Annotated in this window: 24 protein-coding genes, 1 pseudogene and 1 riboswitch; of the genes and pseudogenes, 13 read left to right on the forward strand and 12 right to left on the reverse strand. The window is 57.5% G+C overall.

Features of this window, described 5'->3' with window-relative positions; translation table 11 throughout:
* Positions 1–87 precede the first annotated feature (87 nt).
* Together QTL94_RS22640 and QTL94_RS22645 are read left to right on the forward strand one after the other, a co-directional pair.
* Complete coding sequence (locus QTL94_RS22640) at positions 88–1,479, forward strand: FAD/NAD(P)-binding protein (protein WP_342587898.1); 1,392 nt, start codon at positions 88–90, stop codon at positions 1,477–1,479.
* Between the two features lie 131 nt (positions 1,480–1,610).
* Entirely contained in the window at positions 1,611–1,760 is a 150-nt protein-coding gene (locus tag QTL94_RS22645) for a hypothetical protein (protein WP_198928703.1), read from the forward strand.
* Positions 1,761–1,802: 42 nt separating this feature from the next.
* Here QTL94_RS22645 and QTL94_RS22650 read toward each other — a convergent pair whose 3' ends face one another.
* From QTL94_RS22650 to QTL94_RS28385, 6 genes are all read right to left on the reverse strand, one after another.
* Entirely contained in the window at positions 1,803–2,066 is a 264-nt protein-coding gene (locus tag QTL94_RS22650; RefSeq protein WP_289803174.1) for a hypothetical protein, read from the reverse strand.
* A gap of 145 nt (positions 2,067–2,211) precedes the next feature.
* Positions 2,212–2,739: a carboxymuconolactone decarboxylase family protein gene (locus QTL94_RS22655; protein WP_289803175.1), complete on the reverse strand. Its 528-nt coding sequence runs from the start codon at positions 2,737–2,739 to the stop codon at positions 2,212–2,214.
* A 128-nt stretch (positions 2,740–2,867) separates the two neighbouring features.
* Positions 2,868–3,122 carry a DUF2934 domain-containing protein gene (locus QTL94_RS22660; protein ID WP_289803176.1) on the reverse strand — a complete coding sequence of 85 codons (255 nt, stop codon included), beginning with the start codon at positions 3,120–3,122 and terminating at the stop codon, positions 2,868–2,870.
* A gap of 125 nt (positions 3,123–3,247) precedes the next feature.
* Entirely contained in the window at positions 3,248–4,339 is a 1,092-nt protein-coding gene (locus QTL94_RS22665) for a Gfo/Idh/MocA family protein (RefSeq protein WP_289803177.1), read from the reverse strand.
* A gap of 10 nt (positions 4,340–4,349) precedes the next feature.
* A complete protein-coding gene (locus QTL94_RS22670; protein WP_289803178.1) occupies positions 4,350–5,360 on the reverse strand; it encodes a Gfo/Idh/MocA family protein in 1,011 nt (336 codons plus the stop codon).
* Positions 5,361–5,671: 311 nt separating this feature from the next.
* On the reverse strand, positions 5,672–6,193 hold the full coding sequence (locus tag QTL94_RS28385) for a peptidoglycan-binding domain-containing protein (RefSeq protein ID WP_354666071.1): 522 nt from the start codon (positions 6,191–6,193) through the stop codon (positions 5,672–5,674).
* A gap of 208 nt (positions 6,194–6,401) precedes the next feature.
* On the opposite strand from QTL94_RS28385, the gene QTL94_RS22675 reads away from it, so the two are divergent.
* From QTL94_RS22675 to hxsA, 4 genes and pseudogenes are all read left to right on the forward strand, one after another.
* Positions 6,402–6,620: a hypothetical protein gene (locus QTL94_RS22675; protein ID WP_244499509.1), complete on the forward strand. Its 219-nt coding sequence runs from the start codon at positions 6,402–6,404 to the stop codon at positions 6,618–6,620.
* Positions 6,617–8,023: pseudogene (gene hxsB / locus QTL94_RS22680) on the forward strand (His-Xaa-Ser system radical SAM maturase HxsB). The gene QTL94_RS22675 and the pseudogene hxsB overlap by 4 nt, the downstream one beginning before the upstream one ends.
* Positions 8,020–9,108 (forward strand): His-Xaa-Ser system radical SAM maturase HxsC, encoded by a 1,089-nt coding sequence (hxsC, locus tag QTL94_RS22685; RefSeq protein ID WP_065691786.1) that lies wholly within the window; start codon positions 8,020–8,022, stop codon positions 9,106–9,108. The pseudogene hxsB and the gene hxsC overlap by 4 nt, the downstream one beginning before the upstream one ends.
* The gene (gene hxsA / locus QTL94_RS22690) at positions 9,105–9,692 is read left to right on the forward strand and encodes a His-Xaa-Ser repeat protein HxsA (RefSeq protein ID WP_289803179.1); all 588 of its coding nucleotides are present in this window, start codon (positions 9,105–9,107) and stop codon (positions 9,690–9,692) included. Before hxsC ends, hxsA begins: the two co-directional genes overlap by 4 nt.
* Positions 9,693–9,879: 187 nt before the next feature.
* Here the strand turns inward: hxsA and QTL94_RS22695 are convergent, their stop codons facing one another.
* Both QTL94_RS22695 and QTL94_RS22700 read right to left on the reverse strand, forming a co-directional pair.
* On the reverse strand, positions 9,880–10,308 hold the full coding sequence (locus tag QTL94_RS22695; RefSeq protein ID WP_065691784.1) for a hypothetical protein: 429 nt from the start codon (positions 10,306–10,308) through the stop codon (positions 9,880–9,882).
* A gap of 378 nt (positions 10,309–10,686) precedes the next feature.
* Positions 10,687–10,917, reverse strand: a complete 231-nt coding sequence (locus QTL94_RS22700; RefSeq protein ID WP_289803180.1) for a hypothetical protein — start codon at positions 10,915–10,917, stop codon at positions 10,687–10,689.
* 153 nt (positions 10,918–11,070) lie between these two features.
* Positions 11,071–11,217, forward strand: a riboswitch (FMN riboswitch).
* A gap of 123 nt (positions 11,218–11,340) precedes the next feature.
* On the opposite strand from QTL94_RS22700, the gene QTL94_RS22705 reads away from it, so the two are divergent.
* On the forward strand, positions 11,341–11,817 hold the full coding sequence (locus QTL94_RS22705) for a 6,7-dimethyl-8-ribityllumazine synthase (RefSeq protein ID WP_065691782.1): 477 nt from the start codon (positions 11,341–11,343) through the stop codon (positions 11,815–11,817).
* 59 nt (positions 11,818–11,876) lie between these two features.
* Here the strand turns inward: QTL94_RS22705 and QTL94_RS22710 are convergent, their stop codons facing one another.
* The 3 genes from QTL94_RS22710 to QTL94_RS22720 form a co-directional block, all read right to left on the reverse strand.
* Entirely contained in the window at positions 11,877–13,265 is a 1,389-nt protein-coding gene (locus tag QTL94_RS22710) for a hypothetical protein (protein WP_289803181.1), read from the reverse strand.
* A gap of 9 nt (positions 13,266–13,274) precedes the next feature.
* The gene (locus QTL94_RS22715; protein WP_289803182.1) at positions 13,275–16,379 is read right to left on the reverse strand and encodes a hypothetical protein; all 3,105 of its coding nucleotides are present in this window, start codon (positions 16,377–16,379) and stop codon (positions 13,275–13,277) included.
* Between the two features lie 556 nt (positions 16,380–16,935).
* Positions 16,936–18,237, reverse strand: a complete 1,302-nt coding sequence (locus tag QTL94_RS22720; protein WP_289803183.1) for a hemolysin family protein — start codon at positions 18,235–18,237, stop codon at positions 16,936–16,938.
* A gap of 259 nt (positions 18,238–18,496) precedes the next feature.
* On the opposite strand from QTL94_RS22720, the gene QTL94_RS22725 reads away from it, so the two are divergent.
* The gene (locus QTL94_RS22725; protein WP_289803184.1) at positions 18,497–19,054 is read left to right on the forward strand and encodes a hypothetical protein; all 558 of its coding nucleotides are present in this window, start codon (positions 18,497–18,499) and stop codon (positions 19,052–19,054) included.
* A gap of 79 nt (positions 19,055–19,133) precedes the next feature.
* Here QTL94_RS22725 and QTL94_RS22730 read toward each other — a convergent pair whose 3' ends face one another.
* Positions 19,134–19,595 (reverse strand): response regulator, encoded by a 462-nt coding sequence (locus QTL94_RS22730; RefSeq protein ID WP_065691779.1) that lies wholly within the window; start codon positions 19,593–19,595, stop codon positions 19,134–19,136.
* Positions 19,596–19,760: 165 nt separating this feature from the next.
* Here QTL94_RS22730 and QTL94_RS22735 point away from each other — a divergent pair, with 165 nt between their 5' ends.
* The 5 genes from QTL94_RS22735 (at position 19,761) to QTL94_RS22755 (ending at position 24,368) form a co-directional block, all read left to right on the forward strand.
* Entirely contained in the window at positions 19,761–19,961 is a 201-nt protein-coding gene (locus tag QTL94_RS22735; protein ID WP_289803185.1) for a cold-shock protein, read from the forward strand.
* A 138-nt stretch (positions 19,962–20,099) separates the two neighbouring features.
* Positions 20,100–20,501: an endonuclease/exonuclease/phosphatase family protein gene (locus tag QTL94_RS22740; RefSeq protein ID WP_354666072.1), complete on the forward strand. Its 402-nt coding sequence runs from the start codon at positions 20,100–20,102 to the stop codon at positions 20,499–20,501.
* A gap of 40 nt (positions 20,502–20,541) precedes the next feature.
* Positions 20,542–21,309 (forward strand): sugar phosphate isomerase/epimerase family protein, encoded by a 768-nt coding sequence (locus QTL94_RS22745; protein WP_289803186.1) that lies wholly within the window; start codon positions 20,542–20,544, stop codon positions 21,307–21,309.
* Between the two features lie 113 nt (positions 21,310–21,422).
* Entirely contained in the window at positions 21,423–21,995 is a 573-nt protein-coding gene (locus QTL94_RS22750) for a pyridoxamine 5'-phosphate oxidase family protein (RefSeq protein WP_289803187.1), read from the forward strand.
* Positions 21,996–22,466: 471 nt separating this feature from the next.
* Positions 22,467–24,368, forward strand: coding sequence for a potassium transporter Kup (locus QTL94_RS22755; protein ID WP_065691775.1), 1,902 nt, complete (start codon positions 22,467–22,469; stop codon positions 24,366–24,368).
* Positions 24,369–24,644 lie beyond the last annotated feature (276 nt).

Genomic DNA, 24,644 nt, shown 5'->3' on the forward strand with positions numbered 1-24,644 from the left:
ATTGCCATCGTGACCGATAATGACATCCCTACCCGAACTGACGCGCCCTTTGCGACCAACGCGGGTATCGGACACCGCCGGCCGGTCGTGGCGATTATCGGAGGCGGCGTTTCGGGCGCCGGGGTGGCTTACCATCTAGCGCTCGGTTTGGCCGATACGCCACCGGCGATCATCGTATTCGAGCCGCGCCGCGAAATCGGGCGCGGCCTCGCCTATGACACGCTCGATCCCGCCCATCGGATCAATGTGCCTGCTGCCCGCATGAGCCTGCTGCCGGACCATCCGGAGGATTTCCTCGAATGGGTCGCGCGCAACGATGCCGTCGCCGATGACCCGGCAGCGCATCGACCGGATGGTAGTCTTTTTCCGCGACGCCATCTCTTCGGTGCTTACGTGGCGGCCGCCTTGCTGCCGCTCGTCCAAAGTGGCGCGGTCCGCCATCGCCGCGCGCTTGTCACCGATGTGACGCGTGACGGTCGGCTCTGGCGAATATCCGACAGCCAGGGTGGCCAGACCTTTGCCGATTTCCTTGTCGTCGCCACCAGCCACCCTTCACCCCTCACCCCGCGCAACCTGGCCGTGCTCAAGGACCATCCACGGTTCGTCGCGGATTCGACGGTGCCTGCGTCGCTCGACGTGATCGGCAAGGACGATCGCCTGCTGATCGTCGGCAACGGCCTGACCGCAGCCGATATTGTCGCCTCGCTTGCACGCAATGGCCATCGCGGGCAGATCACCTCGATTTCCAGGCGCGGGCTCAGATCACGCGGCCATGCGCCGTTTCCGCAGGATCCTTTCGGAGATTTCGAGGCGGCGCCGGCGCACAGTGCCACGGCGCTTCTCCGAAATGTGCGCCAGACGATTGCCGATGCTTCCAACGCGGGGCTGACGTGGCATGCCGTGATCGACCAAGTGCGGGGGCATGGTCACGCAATCTGGCAAAACCTTCCTGTCAGCGAACGCCAGCGGCTTGTCCGGCATCTTCGACCCTTCTGGGACGTACACCGCTTTCGTATCGCGCCGCAGGTGGAAGATGTGCTGAACGAGGCAGTCGACGAAGGCCGTATGGACGTTCTTGCCGCCTCCGTCGGACAGGTCCGGCTTGAGGGCGATGCCATCCATGTGAGCCTGCGCAGGCGCCACGCCGCGCCGGTCGATCGTACCTTCGACGCCGTGGTCGTCACCACGGGACCAGCTCATGGCGGCATTCTCGACAGTCAGCCATGGCTGACGTCCCTGCGTGACAGCGGGCACCTGCAGCTCGATCCGACGGGGCTGGGTATTGCCTGCAATGAGCGGTCGGAAGCACTGGCAGACGGGACGGGTGCAGATGCTTCGCTGCTGATCTCAGGACCGTTGGCGCGCGGTACATTCGGCGAGCTCATGGGCTTGCCGCAGATTACCGAGCACGCGGCCTTCGTCGCCGGCGAGCTTGCCGCCAAGGTGAACGCTGTGAGCCGCGTTCGTTCGTCCAGCTGACCAAACGGTATCATTGCAATCAACCCGGTTCAGGCCACCCGATTCTGGTCGGCGGGCTCACCGCAGCGATGGCGGCGGTTGCCAACTCGGTTGAGGCCCCTATTTCAGGGAATCCGCAACAGGGGATGGAAATGAATAATCGGAATGGTCTTTACTTCTTGGTCGGCGCCTTGCTCGTGGTGGTGATTGGCATGGGGATTTACATCTTTCGCGAGGAGACGAAACCCGCGGGCGTCGATATTTCGATCGGAGAGAAAGGCATTTCGGTTCAGGAGAAATAGCGGAGGCGACCGATCACGATCGCGCACCTTCGCTGAGGCAGGTCACTCGATGTAGTAGTCCTGCCCGCTTCTCTGATAGGTGAGCTTCAGCGTTCCATCGGGCTGAACGACGTAGCGTTCCGATATGCGGTAACCGAACTTGCCGAGGAAGGTGTTGTCAATGACCGTTCCCGGCTTGTAAGGCGAATGTATCACCTTGCCGCCATATGTCAGGCTGCCCTTGATCGGCTGCGGTTCGTTTGCCGTGGTGCAGGCCGCCAAAGGAACCGCTGCCAGCAACGCCACGATCACTGAAACGATGCGCATGTTGAGCTCCCTGAAACGGACGCTGAAATCATTATAATCCAAGTTTGGACCGGGCCATTATTGTTTGCGGTCACGCGACCGATAATCCCACGACGGCAGGAGAAAGGTCGCGGTAACACGCGCCACCCGGTTTCAAGAAATCCGGTCAGGGGTTTGGTTCGGCGAACGCTTCGAGCTCGGGATCGAAATCGACCTCGACGACGTTGTTGAAGACTGCGGTGGCAATCATGATGCCTGCGAAGGCGACGAGATCGACAAGTGTCTTGCTATCGTAGCGCGCCTTCAGTTTCGTCCATATCTCGGCCGGGATGGCATTTGAATTGGCCACGATCGCCTTGCCGAAAGCGTCGAGCAGCGCTTCTTCCTCCGACAGTTCCAGCGCGTCCGGATTGAAGCCGGCATTGATCAGGGCACGGCGAAAGAAGGTGATGGCGATCCTGGAGTTGGTGGCCTTGGAGATGGCGTGAGAGAAGATCCAGATCGGCCGATCCTTGATCGCGGCAAGCTCGCCGCGAAGCGTGAACCATTCGGCGTAGATGCGGTGCGCGGCTGGTGAATGCAGCAGCGTTCGCTTCATGTTGGTCATGCGCCCACGCACGCGGACTTCCTCGTCGTGCGCTGTGCGGATCTCTTCCGAGGCTGTATCGTAATCGATCTGGGGGATCTGGCTCATGCTGTCTCATCTCTGAATGTGCGGCAAAACGGTTGCTCCACATAAGGAGCATCGGTGCGATCTACGCCATTCTATAGGAGGTTCGTCGCCGGTCGGCTAGACCGCGATCGGGAGGATGGAGGGTGGCCTCAGCGCATGGAGGAGCGCTTGGTCGTCTTGCTGGCGGGCGCACTCTGCTCATCGGCCGCACGCATTAGCCGTCCCATCGTCTTCAGGCGCTCGATCAGCTCGCTGCCATCGACGGACGCCCGCGTCTTTTCCAGCATCTCATACTCGCGTGCTGCCTGCTGCCAGTGTTCGCTCCCGTGTCCCTGCGGCCGACCGGCCGCCTCCCAGATCGCATAGGCGCGCTGGTTGATCCAATCGTCTTTGCTGCGAAACATGAATGACCTCGACAACGCAAGAATGAAAATCGATGGATCGAGGTTGGCAAATCGAACTTATCAAGTCGTTACTTCGACAGCATCGATCTCATCTGATTTTCTTCGTAGTTGCTACGAGATCTTCTTCAGCCGACGGCCTGTCGCTGTCCCTCCGGAAGCCACGAACGATAAAGCGGGTGATCGGCAAGGATCGGCAGCGGCGTGGGGCGGCCGGTGCGCTGTGAGTGATAGGCGGCTGTTACCAGTTCAAGCGAATTTCGGGCATCGCCAAGCGTCACCGGCGGTTCCCGGCCGGCGAGAAGGCTCTCATGGAACAATTCGAACTGGCGCGTGTAGCCGTCTTCCTTCGGCTCGTAGCCTGCCAGCGCCTCATCCACGCGCTTCTGGTGTTCCTCGTCGCCGGCGATGAAGGTCCACGGATCGCGGCCCATCGTATAGGGATCGAGGATGCTTTCGGCGACGAGGTCGTTGAAGCAGAAGCGAAGGCGAGAGATCTCCTTGCGGGAGCCAAGCGTCATCGACAGGCTTGCCAGCGAACCGTTCTTCATCTTCACCGAAACTGCGGCCGTATCTTCGACCTCGATCGGATTCACCAGCGTGGTCCCATAGGAGAAGATTTCGGCGCAGGCTCCATGCACATAATTCAGCATGTCGTGCGCGTGGATCGCGTGACCGAGCAGGCCGCCGCCGAGTTCCGTCGCCCATTTGCCACGCCACGGCACCGCATAGTAGTCGGGGCCGCGCCACCAGTGGGTTTCGATCGTCGTCAGGAACGGTGCACCGGTGAGGCCGAGCTCCATCAGCAGCTTCAGCTTCTGCAGGCCCGAGCCGTAACGGTACTGGAAGATCGGCATAAGCCGCGGACCCGCGGCCTTGGCGACGATCTGGCCCATCTCGTCTACTTCGGCGATGGAACCGAACAGCGGCTTCTCGCAGATCACGTGCTTGCCGGCTTCGATTGCCTTGCGGCAAAGCGCGAAATGCGAGCTTGGCGGAGTGCAGATGTCGATGATGTCGAGATCGGCTCTCGCAATCATCGCTTCGACGTCCTGTGTATAATCTGGAATGTTGAACTCCTCGCAGAGCGCCCTTCCCCGATCTTCGTCAAGCGAGCAGAGAACCACAACCTCGTAGAGGTCCTTGTTCCAGGCGAAGCCTGTCAGATGGCGGGCGGCAATGCCTGCTCCGATGATGCCAACGCGAAATTTCCTGGTCATGCTCAGGCCCTCACCTTGCACCCAGCCGTGCGGCTCTCGACTGCGCTTCGAGCGACAGGCGGCAGACCTCGTAGACGTGCTCCTGCGACATCGCCGTTTGCGTGCGATCACGCACGTCTGCAGCGAAGGCGTCGAAATAGTCGAGCTTCTCGCTGCTGCAATCGATGTGCGTCATCTCGGTCCCGTTGACCAGGAACAGGTGATCCTTGCCCGGCCGGCCTGTTATATCGATGTACTTGCGCAGTTCGATATAGCCCTTGGTGCCGAGGATCGTCAGGCGCCCGTCGCCCCAGGTCGGCAGGGCTTCTGGCGTGAACCAGTCGACACGCACATAGCCGGACGCTCTGTCGGAGCGAAGCAGCACTTCGCCGAAATCCTGGAAGGCCGGCTTTTCAGGCATGCCGAAATTACCGATCGAGCTTGCGACCACCTCGCCCGTTGCCGAGCCGGTGTAGAAGAGAAACTGATCGACCTGATGCGAGGCGATATCCACGATGATGCCACCGAATTTCTCAGGGTCGAAGAACCACTCTGGCCGCGTCGGCAGTTGCAGCCGATGGGGCCCCATGCCGATCGTCTGGATGACGGTCCCGATCGCACCGTCCCGGATCAGCTTTCCGGCCTTGACCGCTGAGCGGACGCAGTGGCGCTCGGAAAAGCAGATCGAAAAGATGCGCCCGGTTTCCGCAACGGTTTTCTTGACCTCCTCAAGCTGGGCAAACGTCGTCACCCCCGGCTTGTCGGTCATCACATCCTTGCCGGCTCTCATGGCTCGGACAGCGAGACCTGCCCGATCGCAGGGGATCGCGGCGATACAGATCACGTCGATCGATGGATCGGCAAACAGTGTATCGCGGTCGATCTGCGGTATCTCGGGGTAGGTTTTCTCGAAGTTCTCGCGCAGCGCCGGAACGGATGTCTGCGGGCAATAGCCGACGAACTCGGCGCCGGACGCAAGCAGGCCCTTAACGTGATCAAACGTATGCCCATGGTCGATTCCGACGACGGCAAATCTCAACATGGCAGCAATTTCCTCCTCGAAATCTCCTCACGTCAGGCGCTCCGTCCCGACATCCTCCATGATCAAGACAGACAGCGAAAGGTCGGGTCTGTCAAGGCAGGATTTGGTGACGAGAGGTTGCGGAAATATTGTAAGCCATTGAAAATAAATATTAAAAACTTGTATCTAAATAGTTATTTATTTTGGCGTGCATCGGATTTTGACTAGGCGCCTCATCAACCTTTGACAGTGGCCATATTTCCCATTTTCCGATTGGCAACTCTCAGCGGTCTATGGCGCCCTTACGTGAGTTGGAGTTTGTGGCAACCGATCTACCTGCGTCGAGGGCGCTTGGCCTTTCCTCGCAGTGCCAGAGCACCGAGGACGACAAGTATCGCGGCAGCAAGATAGCCCCCGTGACTTTGCGAACTTTCCGACTTGCCAATGTCTGTCGACTGGGCCAAATCCAAAGGCGCTTCAGAGGATGGTTCTTGTGGTCGTTCGGCAACGTCCGCCGGCTCATCGGCCTTAGCGGTGACAGACGAGGATAGCGGCTCCGCGGATGGAAGTGTCGCAACTTCCGAGGATCGGCCAGCATCTGGGAAGAGCGCCCGCAATGATTCTTGTGTTACGATGCCCGATGGCGTCATGCCGTGCGCGCGTTGGAACCCTTTTAGTGCGGCGACGGACTTCGCACCCCACAGCCCGTCAGGCGCGCCTGCTTCGAATCCTTGCTCGGAAAGTGCCGTTTGGACGTCCCTCACCGGTCGGATTTCGGCGAGCGTAGAGGGCGACCAAAGCGCCCAAACGGCGCAAGATAACAGTCCGGCCGCAAATCTGGTCTGGAATGCCATATTGTTTTCCCACCCTAGCAGCCGCTGACTATACACAGACAACTTCGCGCGCCAATTGTTGGGCCGTTGCTTGCTTAGCTTTGTCAACAATCTGAAGCACACTGACAAAAATCTGTGGATCAACTTCAGCGTTTATATGCTGAAGCTGTAGCAACCGATCTATAGTCACTCTTCCTGGTTGCCCTTCAGGATGACGTTCGTGACTATTATGATTGCGCCGATGTTCCGGCCTTACCTCGACGAAGCACTTGCGCGCTTCTCTTACCTGCACCCTCATGTGACAGTTGCCGTCACGGAGGACGGCGTCGTCCTGGACGGCGCTGATCCAACCGTGGTCGCGGAATTGCGATACACGCTCTATCGGCAGAAGATTCACCGCGAAACAGATGCGTTACGACGATCAGTGATCCAGAGATTGCTGCGATGAATATTGTGCCATTGAAGTTCCGGCAGACTGGTGCCGGGGAATTGATCTTTTGCGACGACGCCGGCGGTTACTTTCGCTCAACGGATGATTTCCTGGAACGTTACGCCACCGACGATCTCAATCCTGCGGATCGAACGTTTCTGAAGGCGAATGGGCATGCGTTCGAGAAGGCCGGCGACCTAGCACATAGTGCGTTCAGCTATCGATGGGCAAAACGCCTGCACGCGCCGGCCGATTTGAACTATGTCATCCTGGTCCCAACCCTCCGATGCAATCTCGCCTGCTCCTATTGCCAGGTCAGTCGGGTCAACCAGAACGCTTCCGGCCACGATTGGGATGAGCAGACGCTTAATGCCGTAATAAGATGGCTTGGTGGACTGACCAGCGAAACCATCAAGATCGAATTTCAAGGTGGCGAGCCACTTCTTCGCTTGGATGTCCTGGAGCGAGTGCGCGCTTTTGCTCGCCAAAGGTTCGAACGAGCGGAATTCGTCGTCTGCACGAACCTTCAAGAAGTGAGCGATGAAGCCTGGGAGTTCCTGGCCCCCCAGGACACCTTCATCAGTACTTCTCTTGATCCGACTATGGCGCTGCACGAGCGTAATCGAACCGGCGGCGGGAAAATTACAGGGCAGTTCGTGCATAACCTAAATCGCGCGCTGGGCAACTCCCCTACCCGCGTCTCTGCATTGCCGACGTTCGACATAGACGCCTTGCCAGAACCCCGCGACGTTATCGAGACATACGCGGCAATTGGATTCCGGTCGATCTACCTACGTCCGGTCAATCACCAAGGATTCGCGCGCAAGCGATTTCGAACACAGAACATCAGTTCCACCTGGAATGACTAGGTACGCCGCTTTGTAATGGCCCTCATCGAACACAACGCAAACGCCGAGGTGCCGTTGGAGGAGTTTTATTTCTCCCACTGCCTGCGGCGCGTCCTGCGCGGAGGCCACGATAATCACGTCGACCTCAGGAATCCCAACATCGTTGGAAGCAGCTATGTGGTGATCGACCACGATGGCGCCTTCTATCCCACGGACGAAGCACGGATGGTCACCCGGTTGGGGCAAATCGATCTCCGCATGGGCAACGTCACTACCGACATCGATCGATCGATCATCGACGTCTTGAACGCTGAAGCAATAAACCTGTTCGACCCGGATTGCGTCCACTGTCCGTACCAAGCCTTCTGCGGCGTAGACGTTATCGACGAGCTCTCACGCTACGGACGGATCGACTTGCCTCGCCACCTCACTGACTTCTGTCAGAGGCATTTGGCCATCTTCGACCTGGTATTCGAACTTCTCTACTCGGAAGACGTGAAAGTGCGCGCTGCGATAGCACTATGGTCGGGTCTGAACTCGGTCGACCCCGAGCTTGCGAAGGTTCACCGATGATCGATCTCCGTATCAAGGTCGAGCCGTTGCCATTCACGGAGCCTCTCGTTGTCAGGCTTCGAGAAAGCTATGCCGCTGATCTTGGCCCCGACGACGCCATCCTGATGGGCGTCGAGGGATCGAGACGGGAGTACGACTATCGTGGCTTCTCGATCACCTTGCATGCGGATAGCAGCCTGAAGCTCGACAACGATGTCATGATGATCATGCCGGGGAAAGGCAGTGCCCGACGGCTGATCAGGGCCGACTCGGCACACAATACGCTACTGATCACCGAGCAGTGCGACCAGTTGTGCGTAATGTGCTCGCAGCCTCCGAAAAAGCAGCACGTCGATCTGTTTGAAGAGCTCGAGACCGCGGCATCTCTTGCTCCTCGCAACGCCTACATCGGACTGTCGGGAGGCGAGCCGCTGCTACACAAGCGCAAGCTCTTCGACATGCTGATGATGCTGTCGCGTGTGCGGCCCGATCTTAAGTTTCATATTCTTTCGAACGGCCAGCATTTCGAAGAAGAGGACGTCGAGCTCTTACAGGAGATCGGCGCTGCGCGAATCCTTTGGGGCATCCCATTGTACGCGCCGACTGCGGTCGCGCACGACGCTCTCGTCAAGAAGGACGGCGCTTTCGATCGACTGCTGGAATCCTTTGCGATCTTGTTCGAGGCTGGTTCTTCGATCGAACTGCGGACCGTGGTCATGCGACAAAATTATCCGGTTCTGCCAGAGCTTGCGTCGTTTGTTGGCATCCACCTGCCCTTTGTCGAACGCTGGGCGCTCATGCAGCTCGAGAACATCGGCTTTGGCCGCATGAACTGGGATACGAGCTTCAAGGATACGTCTGCAGAATTCGAGAATGTCGCGCGTGCGGTCGACATTGCTGCGGCGAAGGATTTGGCTATTCAGCTCTACAACTTCCCGCATTGCTCGATGCCGGAAAGGTATCGACATCTCGCTCCGGCGGCCATCTCGGACTGGAAGAACAAGTTTGAATCCTTCTGCAAGGATTGCTCTTCGAGGCAGAGCTGCGGAGGGTTCTTCGAATGGTACAATCATAGCAGGGGGTTCAAGGGGTTGGGGCCGATATGAAGCGACGCGTATTTCTCATTCCGTCATTGATTGCAGCAGGCTTTCTGCCAGCAAAGACGGACGCAATGCCACTGGATACCATTGTAAAGAAGCCCGATCCGAACTCGATCTTGGAGCGGCTTAAGATCAAACACCTGTATTCGCTGGCCGGACATCGTTCCCATTCGAGCCACAGTTCCCATAGTTCGCATTCAAGTCATCGATCCGGGAGTAGCGGCGGCTATTTTCCGAGTACCACTTACACCAGCCCATCCTATAGTGATCCCGCGCCAGCGCCTCGCTACACCGCTCCCACGTATGCGCCGCCGGCGGCTTTAGCCTCGCCCCGCCCCGCTCCTGCCCCAGCCCCAGCCCCACTAGCTAAAATAAAGCCGCTGCCCGGTACGTCGAACAAGTTCAGGCAGATCGTCATCTTGGTGCAGTCCGGCCTGACGGCGTACGGATACTATGCGGGTGCTCTCACGGGTGTCATCGACGACGACACAAGGGCTGCGTTGAGTCAGATGCAACAGGATAACAATCTAAAAGTGACGGGCACCGTTACGACCGAGGTGTTGGATGCCTTCGGAATCGCGGCGAAATAGGAACCTCAGCCCTCCACTAGCGGTCGCGGTCCGCTTGCTTACCACTCTTCGCAGGACGACCTGTCTCGGAAGCCGTGGCAACCCAACAAATTGGACCGCCGCGGCGATTTCGGGGCGATAAGGTGTCCCGTAGCCGAGGCTAGAATTGCCAATATGGTAATCGCGAACGGGCGCATTGTTCTTCTCCTCAGTATCCGCCTGGGCGAGACATAGCACTGCGGTTTCCGCACAGCGTGCCGTCCGCAGCCCTGTCATAGTAGGAATAGCAATTTCCGGGATAGGGCCGATAGGGCGCGTAGCCGCCGCCACAGTTGTTGTTGGCGCATACAGCAACGGCAGTTCCGACGACAGCCAGTGCGACCAGCGCGGCCGCAGCTTGGTTCTGCTCTTGCACCATCTTGTAGCAGTCGAGCGGGTCAATTTGGCGGCGGGCAAGCTCTTTAAGCAGGTTTTGGTAAAATGCCTGATCCTTTGTCTCCATGAGGGTGCGACAGAGCGCCGCCTTGCTCACTGCCTCTGGCTTCTTGCTAAATTCTGCCTGTGTTGTCGTGCAGCTCGCCAATGCGAACGCGATCGCCGCGACACCAATGCGTCGCGTCCAAATGCCAAATGTCACGGTATAACCCCTCAGTTTCCCGAGGCGAACATCGCAGAATCCAATACGACGTCAAATTGCATCGTAATACATCGTTAATACACGCATTGTTTGAAAAACGCTGTGGGATACTCGCCCTACATCCACATTGCCGCCTTCTTTTGCTCAACGACCGAGAAATCAACGAAGGCCGCTCGAGCCTTGGACGAATTTACCTCGCCGAGGTCCTTTGACAGCCGCGCAATCTGCGCGCTGTTCCTCTTAGACCTCTCGCCGGCGATAATCTCTGGTAACTCCAAGCCACGAATTTCATCAGCGACAGCCGATCATAGTCCCCGTCCGTCATTGAGGTCCGGCCTGCGACATGGTCGGGCCACGCCGTAGCCGTTCGTTGGACGGCTATCGGTTCTTCAACGTGGCTACTTCAGCTTCGAGATCCTTCACCCGAGCGGTCAACGCGTCGATTTGCTGTTGCCGTTCATCGACCAACGGCTGATCCACTGGAAGCACCAGCGTCCGCGTCAGGTTCGTTAACTGGGGCACCCTCACCGTTATCGCCATTGTTATGGTTTCGATTGGCGACACGCTCCGTAGGCTGATGAACTGGGTAAAACTGATGAAGGCTCGCATTTGATCTTCGTCATTCTGGCCCGTTGAAAACTACCTCGCGTCGCTGGAGGCGGTTGGATCAGCTTGATGGCTATCGATGACGAGTTGCCGTGCCCGATCGATCGGCCAAGCATTCGGAAGCTTGCATTCTTCTCCGCCTTTGAACTATCGTGCCGGTGTTCTCAGGGCGGGGTGAAATTCCCCACCGGCGGTATCAGGCCACAGCCTGGAGCCCGCGAGCGCTTCTGGCGTTGCCGGAAGGTCAGCAGATCCGGTGAGATGCCGGAGCCGACGGTATAGTCCGGATGGAAGAGGACATGGCAGGCGCATCACCTTTCGTTGTGAGAGGGTGCGCGTCCTGTCTGTTCGCTCAAGGGATCAGGCCCTCCGGGGCTATGTCGTCACTGCCGGCCCCCGCCGGCAAAACCCTTGAAAGGCATTTCAATGCTTCAAACTGCAACAACCACCCAAAAGCGCATCGCGGTCATCCGGGCTCGCTGGCATGCCGACATCGTGGACAACGCCGTGAATTCGTTTGTCGACGAATGGGGCGTTCTCGGTCGCTTCCCCTCGGACGTTGAGATTATCGACGTTCCCGGCGCCTTGGAGATACCACTCCACGCCCAGGCACTGATCGGCACCGGCAAATATGATGCCGTGATCGCTTGTGCATTTGTTGTCGACGGCGGAATCTATCGCCATGACTTCGTCGCCGGAACCGTCTTAGACGGGTTGATGCGCGTTCAGCTCGACACCGGCACACCGGTCCTCTCGGTGGTACTCACTCCCCACCATTTCCAGGAGTCGGAAGCTCAAATCGACTTCTTCAAGCGGCACTTCGTGATGAAGGGTAAGGAAGCTGCCAATGCCTGCGCGGCAATCCTTGGGGCCCGCGCGAAGCTGCTCGCCAGCGTGGAGTAAAAAGCATCGAACGGCGGCCGCCGCCTGGCCGTCGTTCTCATTCTGGGCAACAGACGTTGTTACAACAAGTCGTTCGACGGAACTGCCACACCACTCAAAATGAATTCCGTGTCCCCCTCTCGGACGGTCGAAACGCCAATCTTCTGAGATTTTAGATCTCCAGGTGTGAGGGGCTTCCACTTCACCCACGTCGGGCGAAACGAGACGGAGCCATCGCGATTCTGACGATCAGGTATCACCAGGATCGCCGAGTTGCGATTGATGATATGCTTTCCAGAAGAATACAGCGCGTCTATCTGGCGGATCAGCGACTGTCCAGCATCGGACTGTGGGCCCTTCGATGCAGCAAAAGCAGTCGCCTCTGCAGATAGGAAGATGATAAACGCCGTTGCCGTGCGCGCAGCCAACGGAGCAAGTGGTGCAGCGGCGGGTCCGAGCATCATTAAGCCGCGTCCACCGACGATGGCAGCAACGGCGGCAAGCCCAATAACGTTTGCAACAAACACGAACTGGGCGCCTAACTTTATTACATTAAGCGCCGATATCTCGCTGAGCATGGTTAGGGTCTGCGCGGTTGAAAATCCAATCTGACCCGGTCTAGGTCGCACTGACAGATAGTCGATGGTATTCGACGTCTGCCCGGTCAGGGCTGCAAACGCGCCGCTCTCGAGATATACCCCGACCGCGCTCCCCTCGAGAATTTGGCGGGCGCATTCGGTTCTCAAAACGTTAAGCAGGTGCGTCGCGACACTCTGCAAAGCGGCGATCAACGCTCCTCCCTGGAACGTTGGCGAAGTCCACTTCAGTGGGGGATGGCGCAGCACGCGGAGATCCGGAATCGAATACGCATATGCTCCTTTCGGCTTGTCGGGATACAGGAGATCCTCTGCGACTCCCAGAAAGAGCGTATCAACTAGATGACCTCTGAGGCCCCAGCCAAATTGGCGGTAGACTTCGTAGCCCTCCTGTCCATTGATTTTCCAATAGTAGTAGATCGATCCGGGCTCTTTTTCCACCGCGTGCAACTCCGCAGTGTTATTGTTCGCGGAAGCTCGCCACACGACCCCCGTTCCATCAAAGGTAGTGTAACCCTGACCCGCTCGCCAGCTCGGCGAACCACAACCAACTTGGGCCATCTTCGCATAGAATTTCGCTTCAGCTCCGGCCTGGCCCATAGGCATGTAAGAATCCGACTTAATCTCCCAGATTTCCTGCGTCGCCAACGCAACGACGTCTGCAAATCCAATGCCTCCAGGAATTGTCTTGCTCGCGCCAGGTATCGAGAACTCCGCGCGTGGCAAGCGAGCGACCTGAGCCATGAAATCCATTTGTACTAGCAGATGCTCGATCGCCCCGTACCGTGTGCGCAGGGCATTTAAGTCGAGCCCCCTCCACCAAGCAATTGTCCCGCAACTCGCTACATTGGCTTGAGCCGGTGAGTTCACCATGATCGCGCCTCAGGCAATCGTTGCGAGATTGCTTGTCACAGCTATGTCGATAGCTGACGTGGGCGTGTATTCTGCCCATTCGGCGATCAGTGCACCCTTCTCGCCCGGAAGGCGTATCACATACCGGCTTCCATTCATTCCATGCTTGTATTTCAGCATGTCGAGCTTGATGGTCGCTGAATCGAGCACTTCCGTTATCGTTGCTTGTTCTTGCCGCCCGTCCCGCAGGGTTGGGTCGTCAGAAACGACGGAATCCACGACCACCTTAGCCCCGACGGAGAGCATGTCGGTTGTATCGACCTGCACGGCCACGTTTGATAGGCCGCCATCTGGTGGATTTACTGCGGTTGTTGAGGTTACGTATACGTCTTCTTCCAGACGGGCCGCCGTCGCCATTGGGTTTGCAGGAGGAATTCCCGGATAATTTCGATCGTCGTACGCAGCGATTTCTTTTGCGATCGTCAAGTACGGCGTTGTGGTAAAACCGTTAGGATCCAGCGTCTCCTGGAAACGAACCCAGCTTTCCTCCCAGCCCTTGCGGATTGTAAGTACGACCCTCGCGCTGCCGGCGCGTAAGAAAGCTTGCCGCGTCGAATCCGGATGGCGGAGCTGTCGAATGAAATCCCAGCTTGAGGGGATATCCCAGAAGTAAGAGTAAAGGAACGTGGTCACGTTCTCCCATTCGATCGCTTGGTTTATGAACCGAACGATGTCTTCATACTGACTGATCGTCGAGATTTCCGAGGCGGATATGCCAAGTTCGTTGCTATCAAACAGCGAACCGGTCTTAACACCGCCGCCGGTCTTAGCCAGTGCGTCGACCACTGCCTGGGGCATGAAAGAGAAGTTGACCCCGAGTAGAAATCGAAGGACGGCCTTCATTATCTCGTCGCTCTCTTCCCGCCGGAGAGTCAGAGTATCGACACCCGTCAGCTTCGCTTCCAGATCGACGATCCGGGTTTGGATCTCTTGTTGCTCGCGATAGAAATCGAGCTGGGCGGCATTTACGAGGATGTTCCATACGTCGGACTTCCATTTCGCAATTAGCGACGCTGAAGGTCTCGTTCGGACTGTAAGGCCGACCCATCCTTTGTCCCCGTTGTGAAAGAAAAGCGGGACCAGGACGCGACCAACCGTACCCTCAAGGAACTTTGTGCCGTCCACGTTGACCAGGAGGATATTTGCGACCCCCAGCGGTCCGGCGCCTTGCCAGTAATACGCCGATCCCATCACTGAAAAGTTCAACTGTGGGCCGGGAATATCTCCAACCTTCGCATCTAGAAGGATTTCTGAGATCTCGTATCCGTCCGGAACATCAAACGCTACCTCACCGAACATCCAGTTCACGTTGGGAAGGTCGAATTTTGCGGAGGGTCTGAGGACCGGTCCACTGCTTGGATAGTCCGGCACCAGCACATGAAACTTGGCCGCAAGCTGCTTAAAGAGCGGCGGATCCAAAGGGTTCTGATACTTATTGTCGAGAATGGTCTCGGAATATGGGAAAACGAACGGGACGAGCCTAGATTGTAGCTCATCAAGTTCCGCATACATTGCCCGCATTGCCGAGGCAGGCTCAGGAATGACGATATCGTAAGTAAGGCGTAAGCCATATCGGTAAAGGCGCACGTTCCAACGGCGCATGAGACTGAAATAGTCGATCCGCATAGGATCGGTCAGGCTGTTGTTTTTCAGTTTTCTCGTGGTGACATTCGCCTGACCGGTCACAGCGACTGTTGAGATTGTCACCTTGTGCTCGGACGTTGAGCGAGACGAAGCCTTCCTCGTTATGCTCGATGCAAACTTACGGCTGTCGGTGGCGGACTTAGACTCACTGCCTTGATCCGTAAAACTGGTTGTAGAAGAACCGTTAATGATCGGAATCCCACCGGTAACCGTCCCCGTGATATTGAACTGGTTTCCGTGCTGGACTTGGCTGGTCACCGACTGCGATAGCTCGGTATTATCAGTCACTCCGGTTTCACTGACGTTTTCGAGGTAGTCCGTTACAATTGAGGTGAATTCCTTCGTAGTCACAGACCACTCGGACTGCGTAACCGATGTCTCCTCGAGAGGCGCGAGGGGAATACTGGCAACAAGCCCTCCCCGCTCGATCCCGGCTGGTGTCATCTCCAAGCGTTCCAGATTGAGCATTCCGATTGGCGCGGCGGTTCCCTGCTTCTGCAGTATGAGGCCGCCAACAATGGCCGAGTTCAACGCCGTTACTAGCTTTCCAACAAGGCCTGCGTCTTGGTTGTGCTTTCGGAGTTCCCCCATCAGAGCGTTCTTTCGTGTGGCCTGAAGAGCGTTCGCGAAAGCCACCAACTCTTCCTTGGGTGCAATCGAAATCGCGTCGGGCCTGGGTCTGACGGCGGGTAACGCAGTTCGCTCGAACGCCGTCAGAAGCTTGACGGTCCGTTGTGAGATAGGAGACTTTTGCTTCTCGGCGTTGTCGGTCGACTTTCCCTTTAGCCGATCCGATACGATCTGGACCTCCCCTGGCGCTAGAGCCAAGTGTTGCATGAACAGTGCCTTAAGAAGTCCGTCGCCGGCCTTCTGTACGCGGACATTGGCCTCAGGCGCTTTTGGCCGCGATTGAAGGGGAACTAGAGTGGCCTTCTCAATGGTTCGTGCCGAGGTCTTTCGCTCAACGGTTTGTGTCGATGCGATCGACGACGGGCCAACTATCGTCTGGCTGAACTCACCAGGATTTCCGAGCCGAGTTTGAAACCGGAGGTTCTTTCGATCCTCTCCAGCTACCGGCCCGCAGCAGAGCCCAACGGCCATATTTGGATCTGGTTGCGCGTCGGCCACGAACGCAAAGATTATTTCATTCTCCTGCTGGTTAATGGCGGCGCGCTTCAGCAACTGAGGTAGTCCAGAAGCGCGCTCAATGTGCGTTTCCTTAACATTGGCGTCGTTGACAGGTAGATTGTCCAGAGTGACGCTCGCGGGTATCGATAGCGCGATCCAGAGATCGCCATCTGCGCCTTCAAACGGGGATGGGCCAGCATCTGGCCAACTAAGCAGATAAGACCAGATCGCCAACTGACGACCATTCTTCTGTTCAAATAGAGGCTGCACACTCAAAAGCTGCAGAAGACATTCTTCCATCATCACTACTCCGCATAGTCAGTGATCGTTGAATGGAAATTTCGCTTGGTCCTTATTAACTCGGACACACTACATCTTCGACGCACGTAATGGTAGTAGGTTGTTGAAGTTTCCGATAATGCAACCCGTGCGATATGGTCGGTTCAAACGCGGCCTCTGCCTGTTTCACAAGCGTTGCGTTTCTTTCTTTGCGTCAGTCAACTTGGCGGCTGAAAGCGACTGTGGCTCCATCAATTCATAATCACCACTCAATACACAAGCGAAGAGCTCCGGATTTGTTTGCGATGACGGTTTCCGGTCGACGCAAGAAGTTTGCCATTGGGCCCCTCAATCAGACGCGTGTGCTTGCCTACGGGAGCGGATGCGTGATCGAGAACTGGCGCGATTTTCATTGGACCGCATGCAGCGATATCAATAACTTAATTGTTCTTGCGGGGACATTGTTAGAGGGCACCAGCAAGGCGCCTCAACGCAGGCGCCAGCCAGTTAGTAAGCCCACAAAAGAGCTGAGTGGCGCAACCGGCCGGTGAAGCCACGCCCCGATAGCTCCACTACACGGTCAGATATCCATCGCATCGGCGCCCTTCTGTGGAGCGGTTACGAGCAGCTTGTCCACGCGGCGCCCGTCGAGATCGATAACCTCGAACTTCCAGCCTGATTTCTCGAAGGTTTCTCCCAACTCCGGAAGGTGCTTTAGTTCCTCCAGAACCAGGCCCGCGACGGTCTGATATTCGATGTCGTCGTCCTTTGGGAAGTTCATGAACTCGACGAATTCATCGATCGGGGTCCACCCTGAGACGAGATAGGAACCGTCATCTCTTCTCTTGATCGCCTGTTCATCTCCTACGCCGTCGTCGCCGAGGACGCCCATTACGGATTCCAGAATGTCGCCGGAGGTTACGATGCCTTCGAAGTGGCCGTACTCGTCGTATACCAGAACCATGTGTTGCGACGACCTGCGCAATGCCTCGATCACGATTGTGGCCGGCGCGAGATCTGACACAACCGGCACTTCCCTAACGAGCGACACGACGTCAACTTGGCCGGATGCGAGCGCGTTGTAGTAATCCTTGACCGAGATGACGCCCACGATCTCGTCTGAGCTTCCACGCCTCGCGGGAAGGCGTGACCTTGCACTCTTCTGGACGACGGCCCGGACCTTTTCGGGGGTGTCCTCGACGTCGACCAGATCGACATCCCTTCTGGGCGTCATGAGCGCACGGGCCGTACGGTCGGCAAGACGCATCACGCCCGTGATCATGGCGGATTCCTCGCTCTCGATCACGCCGGCGCTCTGGGCTTCGGCCAGCACTGTTTTGATCTCCTCGTCTGTGACGCTCCCCGATCCCTTACCCGTTTGACCAAGCAGGCCGAGAACCAGCTTGCCTGACTTGTCGAGGAGCCACACGAGGGGAAGCGCGAACCTCGAAAGGTAGGTCATTGTCGGTGCTACCTTCGCGGCAACTGCTTCGGGAGCGCGTAGCGCCATCTGCTTGGGAACAAGCTCGCCGACGATGAGCGACAGATAGGTAATAAGCACTACGACCGAACCAACGCCCAAGGCATCCGCCCATGCTGCCGACAGGCCTTGTGCCAGGAGCCAGGAGGACAACCGCGCACCGAGCGTTGCTCCTGAGAAGGCGCCAGAGAGAACGCCGACGAGCGTGATGCCGATCTGAACCGTCGAAAGGAAGCGGCCAGGATCCTCCGCCAGGCGGATTGCCAGCCGGGCTCCACGGCTTCCTTGGTCGGCAAGAACCTTGAGGCGGGCCTGGCGTGCGGAGACGACGGCCAACTCCGACATGGCGAGGACGCCGTTGAGGACGGTCAAGAAGATGACGATTGCGATTTCGGTGTACAAGTCGACCCTGTTTGGTTGATGACGATGGTTGAAGGTAGCTGCTCGGCACAAAGAAGCAAACTGCGCCATGAGTTATGACGGTTTTGTGTAATGTCAGTGCGAGCGTTGTCCGTCGACAGGGCCGGCGATGTGCTCGCTGTGGTACTCTGGGTTCGCATGGGATATTTGAGGACCCCGCGGCTCGCGCTCCTGGTTATGGCTTTGCTCGTCACACCCGGGAAATGAATTCTGGTACCGAACCACTCAGGATTGGAGTGCGATGAGACTACGACCCATGACGTCGATGATGTTTTGGCTGCCGGTGGCGACAAGTCTGCTTGCCCCCGCCGCCATGGCGGACGACACATCCTCCCCGTTTGACCTATTCGCCGAAAGGTGCCTGGATCAAGGTCCACGGTACGACCGGACTGTAGCATTCGCCAAGGAGCGTGAATGGGCTGCCCTGGCCGAGGACATCACACTGGGCATCGTGCCCCTCAACGAGCCGACTGCCTTCGATGGCTGGATCGTGCAGACAGGCGGCGACAAGCCGTTCGAGGCGCTGGTCGTCGCGAAGGCTAGCGTCGGCAAGAAGGCGGTCGAGAGCTGCAGCATGGCCTTCGCGGGGATCGGCGCAGAGCAATTCGAGCTATTCCTGACCACGACCAGACATGCCATTCCATCCGGGCAGCAAAGCGGTGCGGTTCGCTCGCGGAAGTTCTTCACCATTGTCCGGGACGGCTCCAAGGAGGCGGTGACTCTCGATCTCCCCCTCTATCCGAACGGCGCCGATGAGGTGGTGGCAAGCATAGTTGCTGAGCAGCAGATCGAGAACTAACCCTGCCGCTCTGGATCTGCGGCCGGTCCGCTTTCGTCCACCAACTCCAGCGCGAAATACGCGTGCGGCATGTCTCGGCTCAACGTCTGGTGTGTTCCCGACCACACGTCCCAACGACTGGGTTTGCAGAATCGGCGGGCCTATCGAACTCACTCAGGCTCTTGGGAGGCAGGATGTCATTGCCGCCCGCCCGCCGGTCTGCCGCGTATTGAATTGCTTCAACGAGCTCTAGATCGAGAACGGGCTTCCGCATTACTCCCAATGTGCCGGGAACTCCGGCCCTTATCGCTCCCGGATCGTTCGTCATGAAAATCACGGCGACATCGGCCTCGGCTAAAGTTCGGCCCACGATGGGTCCGGTCGGGCCGTCTTCAAGGTTTACATCGACCAAGGCCACGTCCACGCCGTTGGTAGCGAGCAGCAGGGCCTGATACATGTTGCTTGCAATACCGACGGAGTGATGCCCCAATTCCTCCACCGCGTCTTGGATGTTGAGAGCTATCAACGGCTGGTCTTCGACTATCAAGACATTGAACGACATGGGATATCTCCTTCTTTTCCCGGTTAGAGCTTAACCCGTGCGCGCGCGATGCGTTCCTTGAAGGTGGGTTCAGTCTTTCCGCTGAGGAATGACACCCTTACTTGCCTGTGCTTTCCCTTCGGTCTATCACTAGGGTCCCAAGAATCTAGACCAACGGAGAAGCTCGTGGCGAACGGGACTGTGAAGTTTTTCAATCAGGACAAGGGCTTCGGCTTCATCACGCCGGACAACGGCGGCCCGGATGTCTTCGTGCATATCTCTGCTGTTCAAAGTGGATCGCTGCGTGACGGCCAGAATGTAAGCTATGATGTGGGCCAGGATCGCAAGACCGGGAAGTCCAAGGCCGAGAACGTACGTCCGGCCTAATCGCGACGACAACAAAAAAAGGTCGGTGCGAAATCGCACCGACCTTTGGTTTGTCTTCCTACCCTTTGCCAGCACGTCCGTGGTCAAAAGGTAGTAGATGTGACATTGCGAGCGGCACTATTTCCAGCGCTCAAAAAGATGCCTCTGTTGAAATCAAGGCAGTCAGACACCGTCCTCGTTGGCGACTTTAAGGTCGCGCCCACCGACCTCGACGTACAAGCCAGAGCGTTGGGAGAACGACGCGCTATTCCATCCGGAAGTCCGCAAGGCCTATGGGAAGCTCGTCGCGCAGGGGTGGCGGACGCCGTTCGCCATCTTCATCCTGACGAGCGCAGCTATACGTTCTGGAAATACTGGCGGAATTCCTTTGAGCGGGATGCTGGCTTGCGGATCGATCATGTCCTGTTATCGCCAAGCGCCGCACTGATGCTTCATAGCGCAAGCGTCCGTCGGGAGCCGCGAAGCTGGGTGCACACGAGCGATCATGCCCCAGTCATGATAGAACTCGACCTTGCGAGCGGGGATGCGGCTCGAATGTGAATAGATTGAGCCGTAAGGTGGCAGGAGCAACGAGGCGGAAATGACGCAACTGAAGCTATCCCTGCAACTCTTCTCGATGAGGGAACTCGGTCCGCTTGATCATCAGCTCCGTGCAGCCGCATCTGCCGGTTTTCACTTCGTCGAGCCACTCGAAAACCACCTGCTGGACAAGGGCGCACTAGCCGACGGGTTGCGCCGCTACGGGCTTGAGGCTCCAACGGCCCACGTCTCTCTCGAGTCCCTCCAGGTGAAGCCCCAAGAACTCATCCATGCGTGCGACGAGTGCGGCATTGAAACGCTCTTCGCACCCCACCCCTCGCGAACGTTCCATGGCCAGGGAGAGCTCGCCTGGAGGAAATTGGGCGTCGACCTTGCCGCGGTTGCAGAGTTGCTGGGAGCCAAGGGAATTGGGTTTGGTTACCACAACAAATCCGCGGGGCTGACCGCAAAGCCTGGCGCGCGTTGCGGGATCGACGTACTGTTTGACGCCGCGCGAGGAAGCCGGCTGCTTTGGCAGGCGGACATCGGCTGGATTCATAACGCGGGTGCCAGTCCTTCGGAATGGCTCCGACGCTATCAGGGCCTTCTTGCCTCCGCTCACGTCAAGGACAGAGCGCCCGAAGGAGCCAACGTTGATCAGGATGGGTGGTCCGACGTCGGCGCCGGAGTGCTTATCTGGCCAAGCTTGTGGCGGGAGGCCATACGTTACGGGGCCCGGACGCTCGTTGTGGAGCACGACAACCCAAAGGATCCTGCGGATTTCGCCAAGCGCAGCTTCGAGTATCTCAGCCGCTTCCTGGTTCCGTGATCGCACAGAGCGACAACCCGGCTGGGGGCTGTGCGGTTGAACTGTCTCCATGGACAATACCTGACTAATTGTGATTATCCGGTCACCGGAGAACCCGAAGGGGACGCCGAACGATGAGACTTGAAGAGGTGGACAGCTCTGCCTGGTTGGCCCTTGAAGACGCGCCGAAGGACCCGCAATCGGCGTTCAGGTTCATCAATCTGTGTTCTGTCGACCGGCGTGGCCGTCCGCAGGCACGCGTCGTTGTACTCCGACAGGTTGATAGGCTAGAGCGCCTTCTCGAAGTTCATACGGATACGCGCAGCCAGAAGTGGTTCGAGCTATCCAATAATCCCATTGCCACGATTCTGGGATTCTGTGCGTCAGCCCGTGTTCAGCTTCGGCTCTCCGGGACCGTTCGTCTACATCCCCCAGGCAGCGATCTTGCTAACTACGCATGGAGCAAACTCTCCTCCTGGACGAGAAGCACATATGCCGGCGGTCCGCCGGGGGACGAACCCAACCGCGATGAGATGAATTCCTTCACGTCGGGCGCAGACGCAGACGGAAAGGCATTCTTCGGCGTCGTACTTTTTCAGGCCGAGTGCTTGGACTGGTTTGAATTGGGGAAGCCCACTAACCGCCGTGCTATCTTCGATTATGACAATGCCGGCGTTCTAACTGCCTCCCGCTGGGTCAACCCTTGATGGCAGCGGGAACCGCACGGCAGCGACGTCGAGGTCTCCACTCCGGAGGGTGGCGGATATTCTTTGGGTGCGACATGACCATGAGTGATCCTCGTATGGCCCGCAGCCCGGTATATGCATAGCACTTATCGCCACCAGCGCCGCGAGGTCGCAGCGACGCGGCCAAGCGCCGCATGAGAAACGGGCTTCTTCGTTCTTATTTTTCATCGTATGGACCAGAAACACTCAACCGCAATCGCCGTGACCGTCGCAATCGGGATGATGTGTCTGTTGCTTGTCACCATTTCAGTCCTGGTTGTATCGCCGGTGTGATGTCAGATCACCAAGACCTTAATCCATCGAGGTCAAAACCTGGTTCAGCACAAAACCGGTGCAGAACGATTCCCGATATGGCTATCTGATGGGACATTCGCGCTCTCGGCGGTATCATCGGGCTCGACACTTCGCTCTTCTTCCCGTTAGGACGTCCTGGTGACATACCCGCAACTTCGATCCGAAGATCCAGAACTTGAGATTGAAACCCGAAGCGGGTTGCCATCGCTGGTGCTGGCGGCTCTTGGTGTCGTATACGGCGACATCGGGACCAGCCCGCTCTATGCGTTCCGCGAAGCTCTACACGCAACGGCGGGATCAGGATCACACCGCGAGAACGTGCTCGGCATCCTTTCGTTGATCGTGTGGGCCCTGACGATCGTCGTCACCGTGAAATACGTGACGTTCGTTCTCAAAGCGGACAATCGCGGCGAAGGCGGGACGCTTTCCTTGATGACGCTTGCGCGTCAAAGTTTCGTCGGGAAACCAACGTGGATTCTCGTTTTGGGTGTAGCAGGCGCTTCGCTTTTCCTCGGGGACGCAATCATTACTCCCGCGATCTCCGTCCTTTCGGCGGTGGAAGGAATACAAGTTGTCGCTCCGGCACTTTCCGCCTGGATTGTGCCGATCACCGTTACCATCATTGCCGTTTTGTTTTTTGTTCAACGGTTCGGCACAGGCGGCGTTGCATCCGTGTTCGGGCCCGTCATGGCGCTATGGTTTGTGGTTCTCGGGGTAAGCGGCGCCGTTCACATTCTAGATGATCTCGAGATATTCAGCGCCATCAATCCACTCCACGGATTGCTTTATGCGTCGCATAACGTTGGACACGCAATTGCCGTTCTTGGTGCGGTATTCCTAGCCGTCACGGGAGCCGAGGCGCTCTACGTCGATCTGGGTCACTTTGGTCGACGACCGATCGTAGCGGCGTGGTTCTTGCTCGTATTCCCATGCCTGCTTCTCAACTACTTTGGCCAAGGGGCGTTCGTGCTTGCGAACCCCGACATGGCCGGTCATCCATTTTTCGGCATGCATCCCGAATGGGCACGCGTGCCGATCGTATGTCTTGCGACTGCCGCTACCGTGATCGCCAGTCAGGCGGTCATCTCTGGCGCCTATTCCCTGGTGCGTCAGGCGATGCATCTCAACTTGTTGCCCCGCCTCCAGATCCTGCATACGTCTGAAAAGCACTCCGGCCAGATCTTCATGCCGCAGGTGAACGCGATGCTTTTCGTATTCGTCGTGGCGCTGGTTCTGAATTTCAGGAACTCCAGTGGATTGTCGGCGGCCTACGGGATCGCTGTTACCGGTGAGATGCTAATCACCAGCGTGCTGCTGTACGTGGTGATGAGAAAGGTCTGGAAATGGCGAGCCGCGAGCACCGCAGTGGTGATTGCCCCGCTCTTTCTGATAGACGCAGGCTTTTTCGTGGCAAATATCGCCAAGTTTCCGGACGGTGGCTGGGTTCCGGTCACCGTCGCATGCGCCATGGGCCTCATCATGCAGACGTGGATGGCAGGACGACGACTGTTGTCCGCTCGAACGCGGGCCGACGAAGTTCCGCTCGAGGGCATTATTCACCGGCTGGCCAAAAAACCGCCTTTGACTGTTCCCGGAACGGCCGTTTTTCTCACGAGCGACGTTGAAGGTGCGCCTACCGCACTGTTGCACAGCCTAAAGCACTACAAGGTCCTTCACGAGCACAACATAATCCTGAGCGTGGTGACTGCAACGGAGCCATTTGTCCCCGATGAAGAGAAGATCTTCCTCGAAAGCTTCAGTCCGCTGTTCAGCCGATTGGTGATCACGTTCGGCTATATGGAAACTCCGAACATACCGCGCGCGTTGGTGCTCGGTCGCAAGCTTGGACTGAAGTTCGATATCATGTCGACCTCATTCTTTCTGTCGCGACGGACCATCCTTCCCTCGAAGAAGGGTGGGATGCCTTTCTGGCAGGACCGTCTATTCATCGTGCTTGCACAGAACGCCGGCAACGCCACAGACTACTTCGGGCTTCCCACCGGGAGAGTCGTCGAACTCGGTCTTCAGACCGCCATCTAGCGATCGTGAGATCCGGCTATCAGCGCTTCCAGATTGCCATTCACCTAAATGGGCCTGACCCCACGATTCCAGCACGTCTTGACAAGACCCATTCGGAAACTCGATGTCAAAGTAAATAGCACTTGGACTTACTGAACAGCTTGAGTTGTCGTTGGCTCATTTCCGGCAATAGCCAAGCTCCTCTTGGCGCCAAAAAATTACGAGTTCCCACCTCCGAGGCTTCCATTCTGGCTGCCTCCCCACGACGGAAACGCAACTCATCGCTCACTCCAATAA

Source organism: Rhizobium sp. S96 (assembly GCF_030382195.1).
Classification (GTDB): Bacteria; Pseudomonadota; Alphaproteobacteria; order Rhizobiales; family Rhizobiaceae; genus Rhizobium.

Excerpts from the sequence above, each read along its gene's own strand:
- QTL94_RS22645 (WP_198928703.1), top strand. The coding sequence starts at position 1,611 with ATGAATAATCGGAATGGTCTTTACTTCTTGGTCGGCGCCTTGCTCGTG.
- QTL94_RS22650 (WP_289803174.1), bottom strand. The coding sequence starts at position 2,066 with ATGCGCATCGTTTCAGTGATCGTGGCGTTGCTGGCAGCGGTTCCTTTG.
- QTL94_RS22655 (WP_289803175.1), bottom strand. The coding sequence starts at position 2,739 with ATGAGCCAGATCCCCCAGATCGATTACGATACAGCCTCGGAAGAGATC.
- QTL94_RS22660 (WP_289803176.1), bottom strand. The coding sequence starts at position 3,122 with ATGTTTCGCAGCAAAGACGATTGGATCAACCAGCGCGCCTATGCGATC.
- QTL94_RS22665 (WP_289803177.1), bottom strand. The coding sequence starts at position 4,339 with ATGACCAGGAAATTTCGCGTTGGCATCATCGGAGCAGGCATTGCCGCC.
- QTL94_RS22670 (WP_289803178.1), bottom strand. The coding sequence starts at position 5,360 with ATGTTGAGATTTGCCGTCGTCGGAATCGACCATGGGCATACGTTTGAT.
- QTL94_RS28385 (WP_354666071.1), bottom strand. The coding sequence starts at position 6,193 with ATGGCATTCCAGACCAGATTTGCGGCCGGACTGTTATCTTGCGCCGTT.
- QTL94_RS22675 (WP_244499509.1), top strand. The coding sequence starts at position 6,402 with ATGATTGCGCCGATGTTCCGGCCTTACCTCGACGAAGCACTTGCGCGC.
- hxsC (WP_065691786.1), top strand. The coding sequence starts at position 8,020 with ATGATCGATCTCCGTATCAAGGTCGAGCCGTTGCCATTCACGGAGCCT.
- hxsA (WP_289803179.1), top strand. The coding sequence starts at position 9,105 with ATGAAGCGACGCGTATTTCTCATTCCGTCATTGATTGCAGCAGGCTTT.
- QTL94_RS22700 (WP_289803180.1), bottom strand. The coding sequence starts at position 10,917 with ATGCGAGCCTTCATCAGTTTTACCCAGTTCATCAGCCTACGGAGCGTG.
- QTL94_RS22705 (WP_065691782.1), top strand. The coding sequence starts at position 11,341 with ATGCTTCAAACTGCAACAACCACCCAAAAGCGCATCGCGGTCATCCGG.
- QTL94_RS22710 (WP_289803181.1), bottom strand. The coding sequence starts at position 13,265 with ATGGTGAACTCACCGGCTCAAGCCAATGTAGCGAGTTGCGGGACAATT.
- QTL94_RS22715 (WP_289803182.1), bottom strand. The coding sequence starts at position 16,379 with ATGATGGAAGAATGTCTTCTGCAGCTTTTGAGTGTGCAGCCTCTATTT.
- QTL94_RS22725 (WP_289803184.1), top strand. The coding sequence starts at position 18,497 with ATGAGACTACGACCCATGACGTCGATGATGTTTTGGCTGCCGGTGGCG.
- QTL94_RS22730 (WP_065691779.1), bottom strand. The coding sequence starts at position 19,595 with ATGTCGTTCAATGTCTTGATAGTCGAAGACCAGCCGTTGATAGCTCTC.
- QTL94_RS22740 (WP_354666072.1), top strand. The coding sequence starts at position 20,100 with ATGCCTCTGTTGAAATCAAGGCAGTCAGACACCGTCCTCGTTGGCGAC.
- QTL94_RS22745 (WP_289803186.1), top strand. The coding sequence starts at position 20,542 with ATGACGCAACTGAAGCTATCCCTGCAACTCTTCTCGATGAGGGAACTC.
- QTL94_RS22750 (WP_289803187.1), top strand. The coding sequence starts at position 21,423 with ATGAGACTTGAAGAGGTGGACAGCTCTGCCTGGTTGGCCCTTGAAGAC.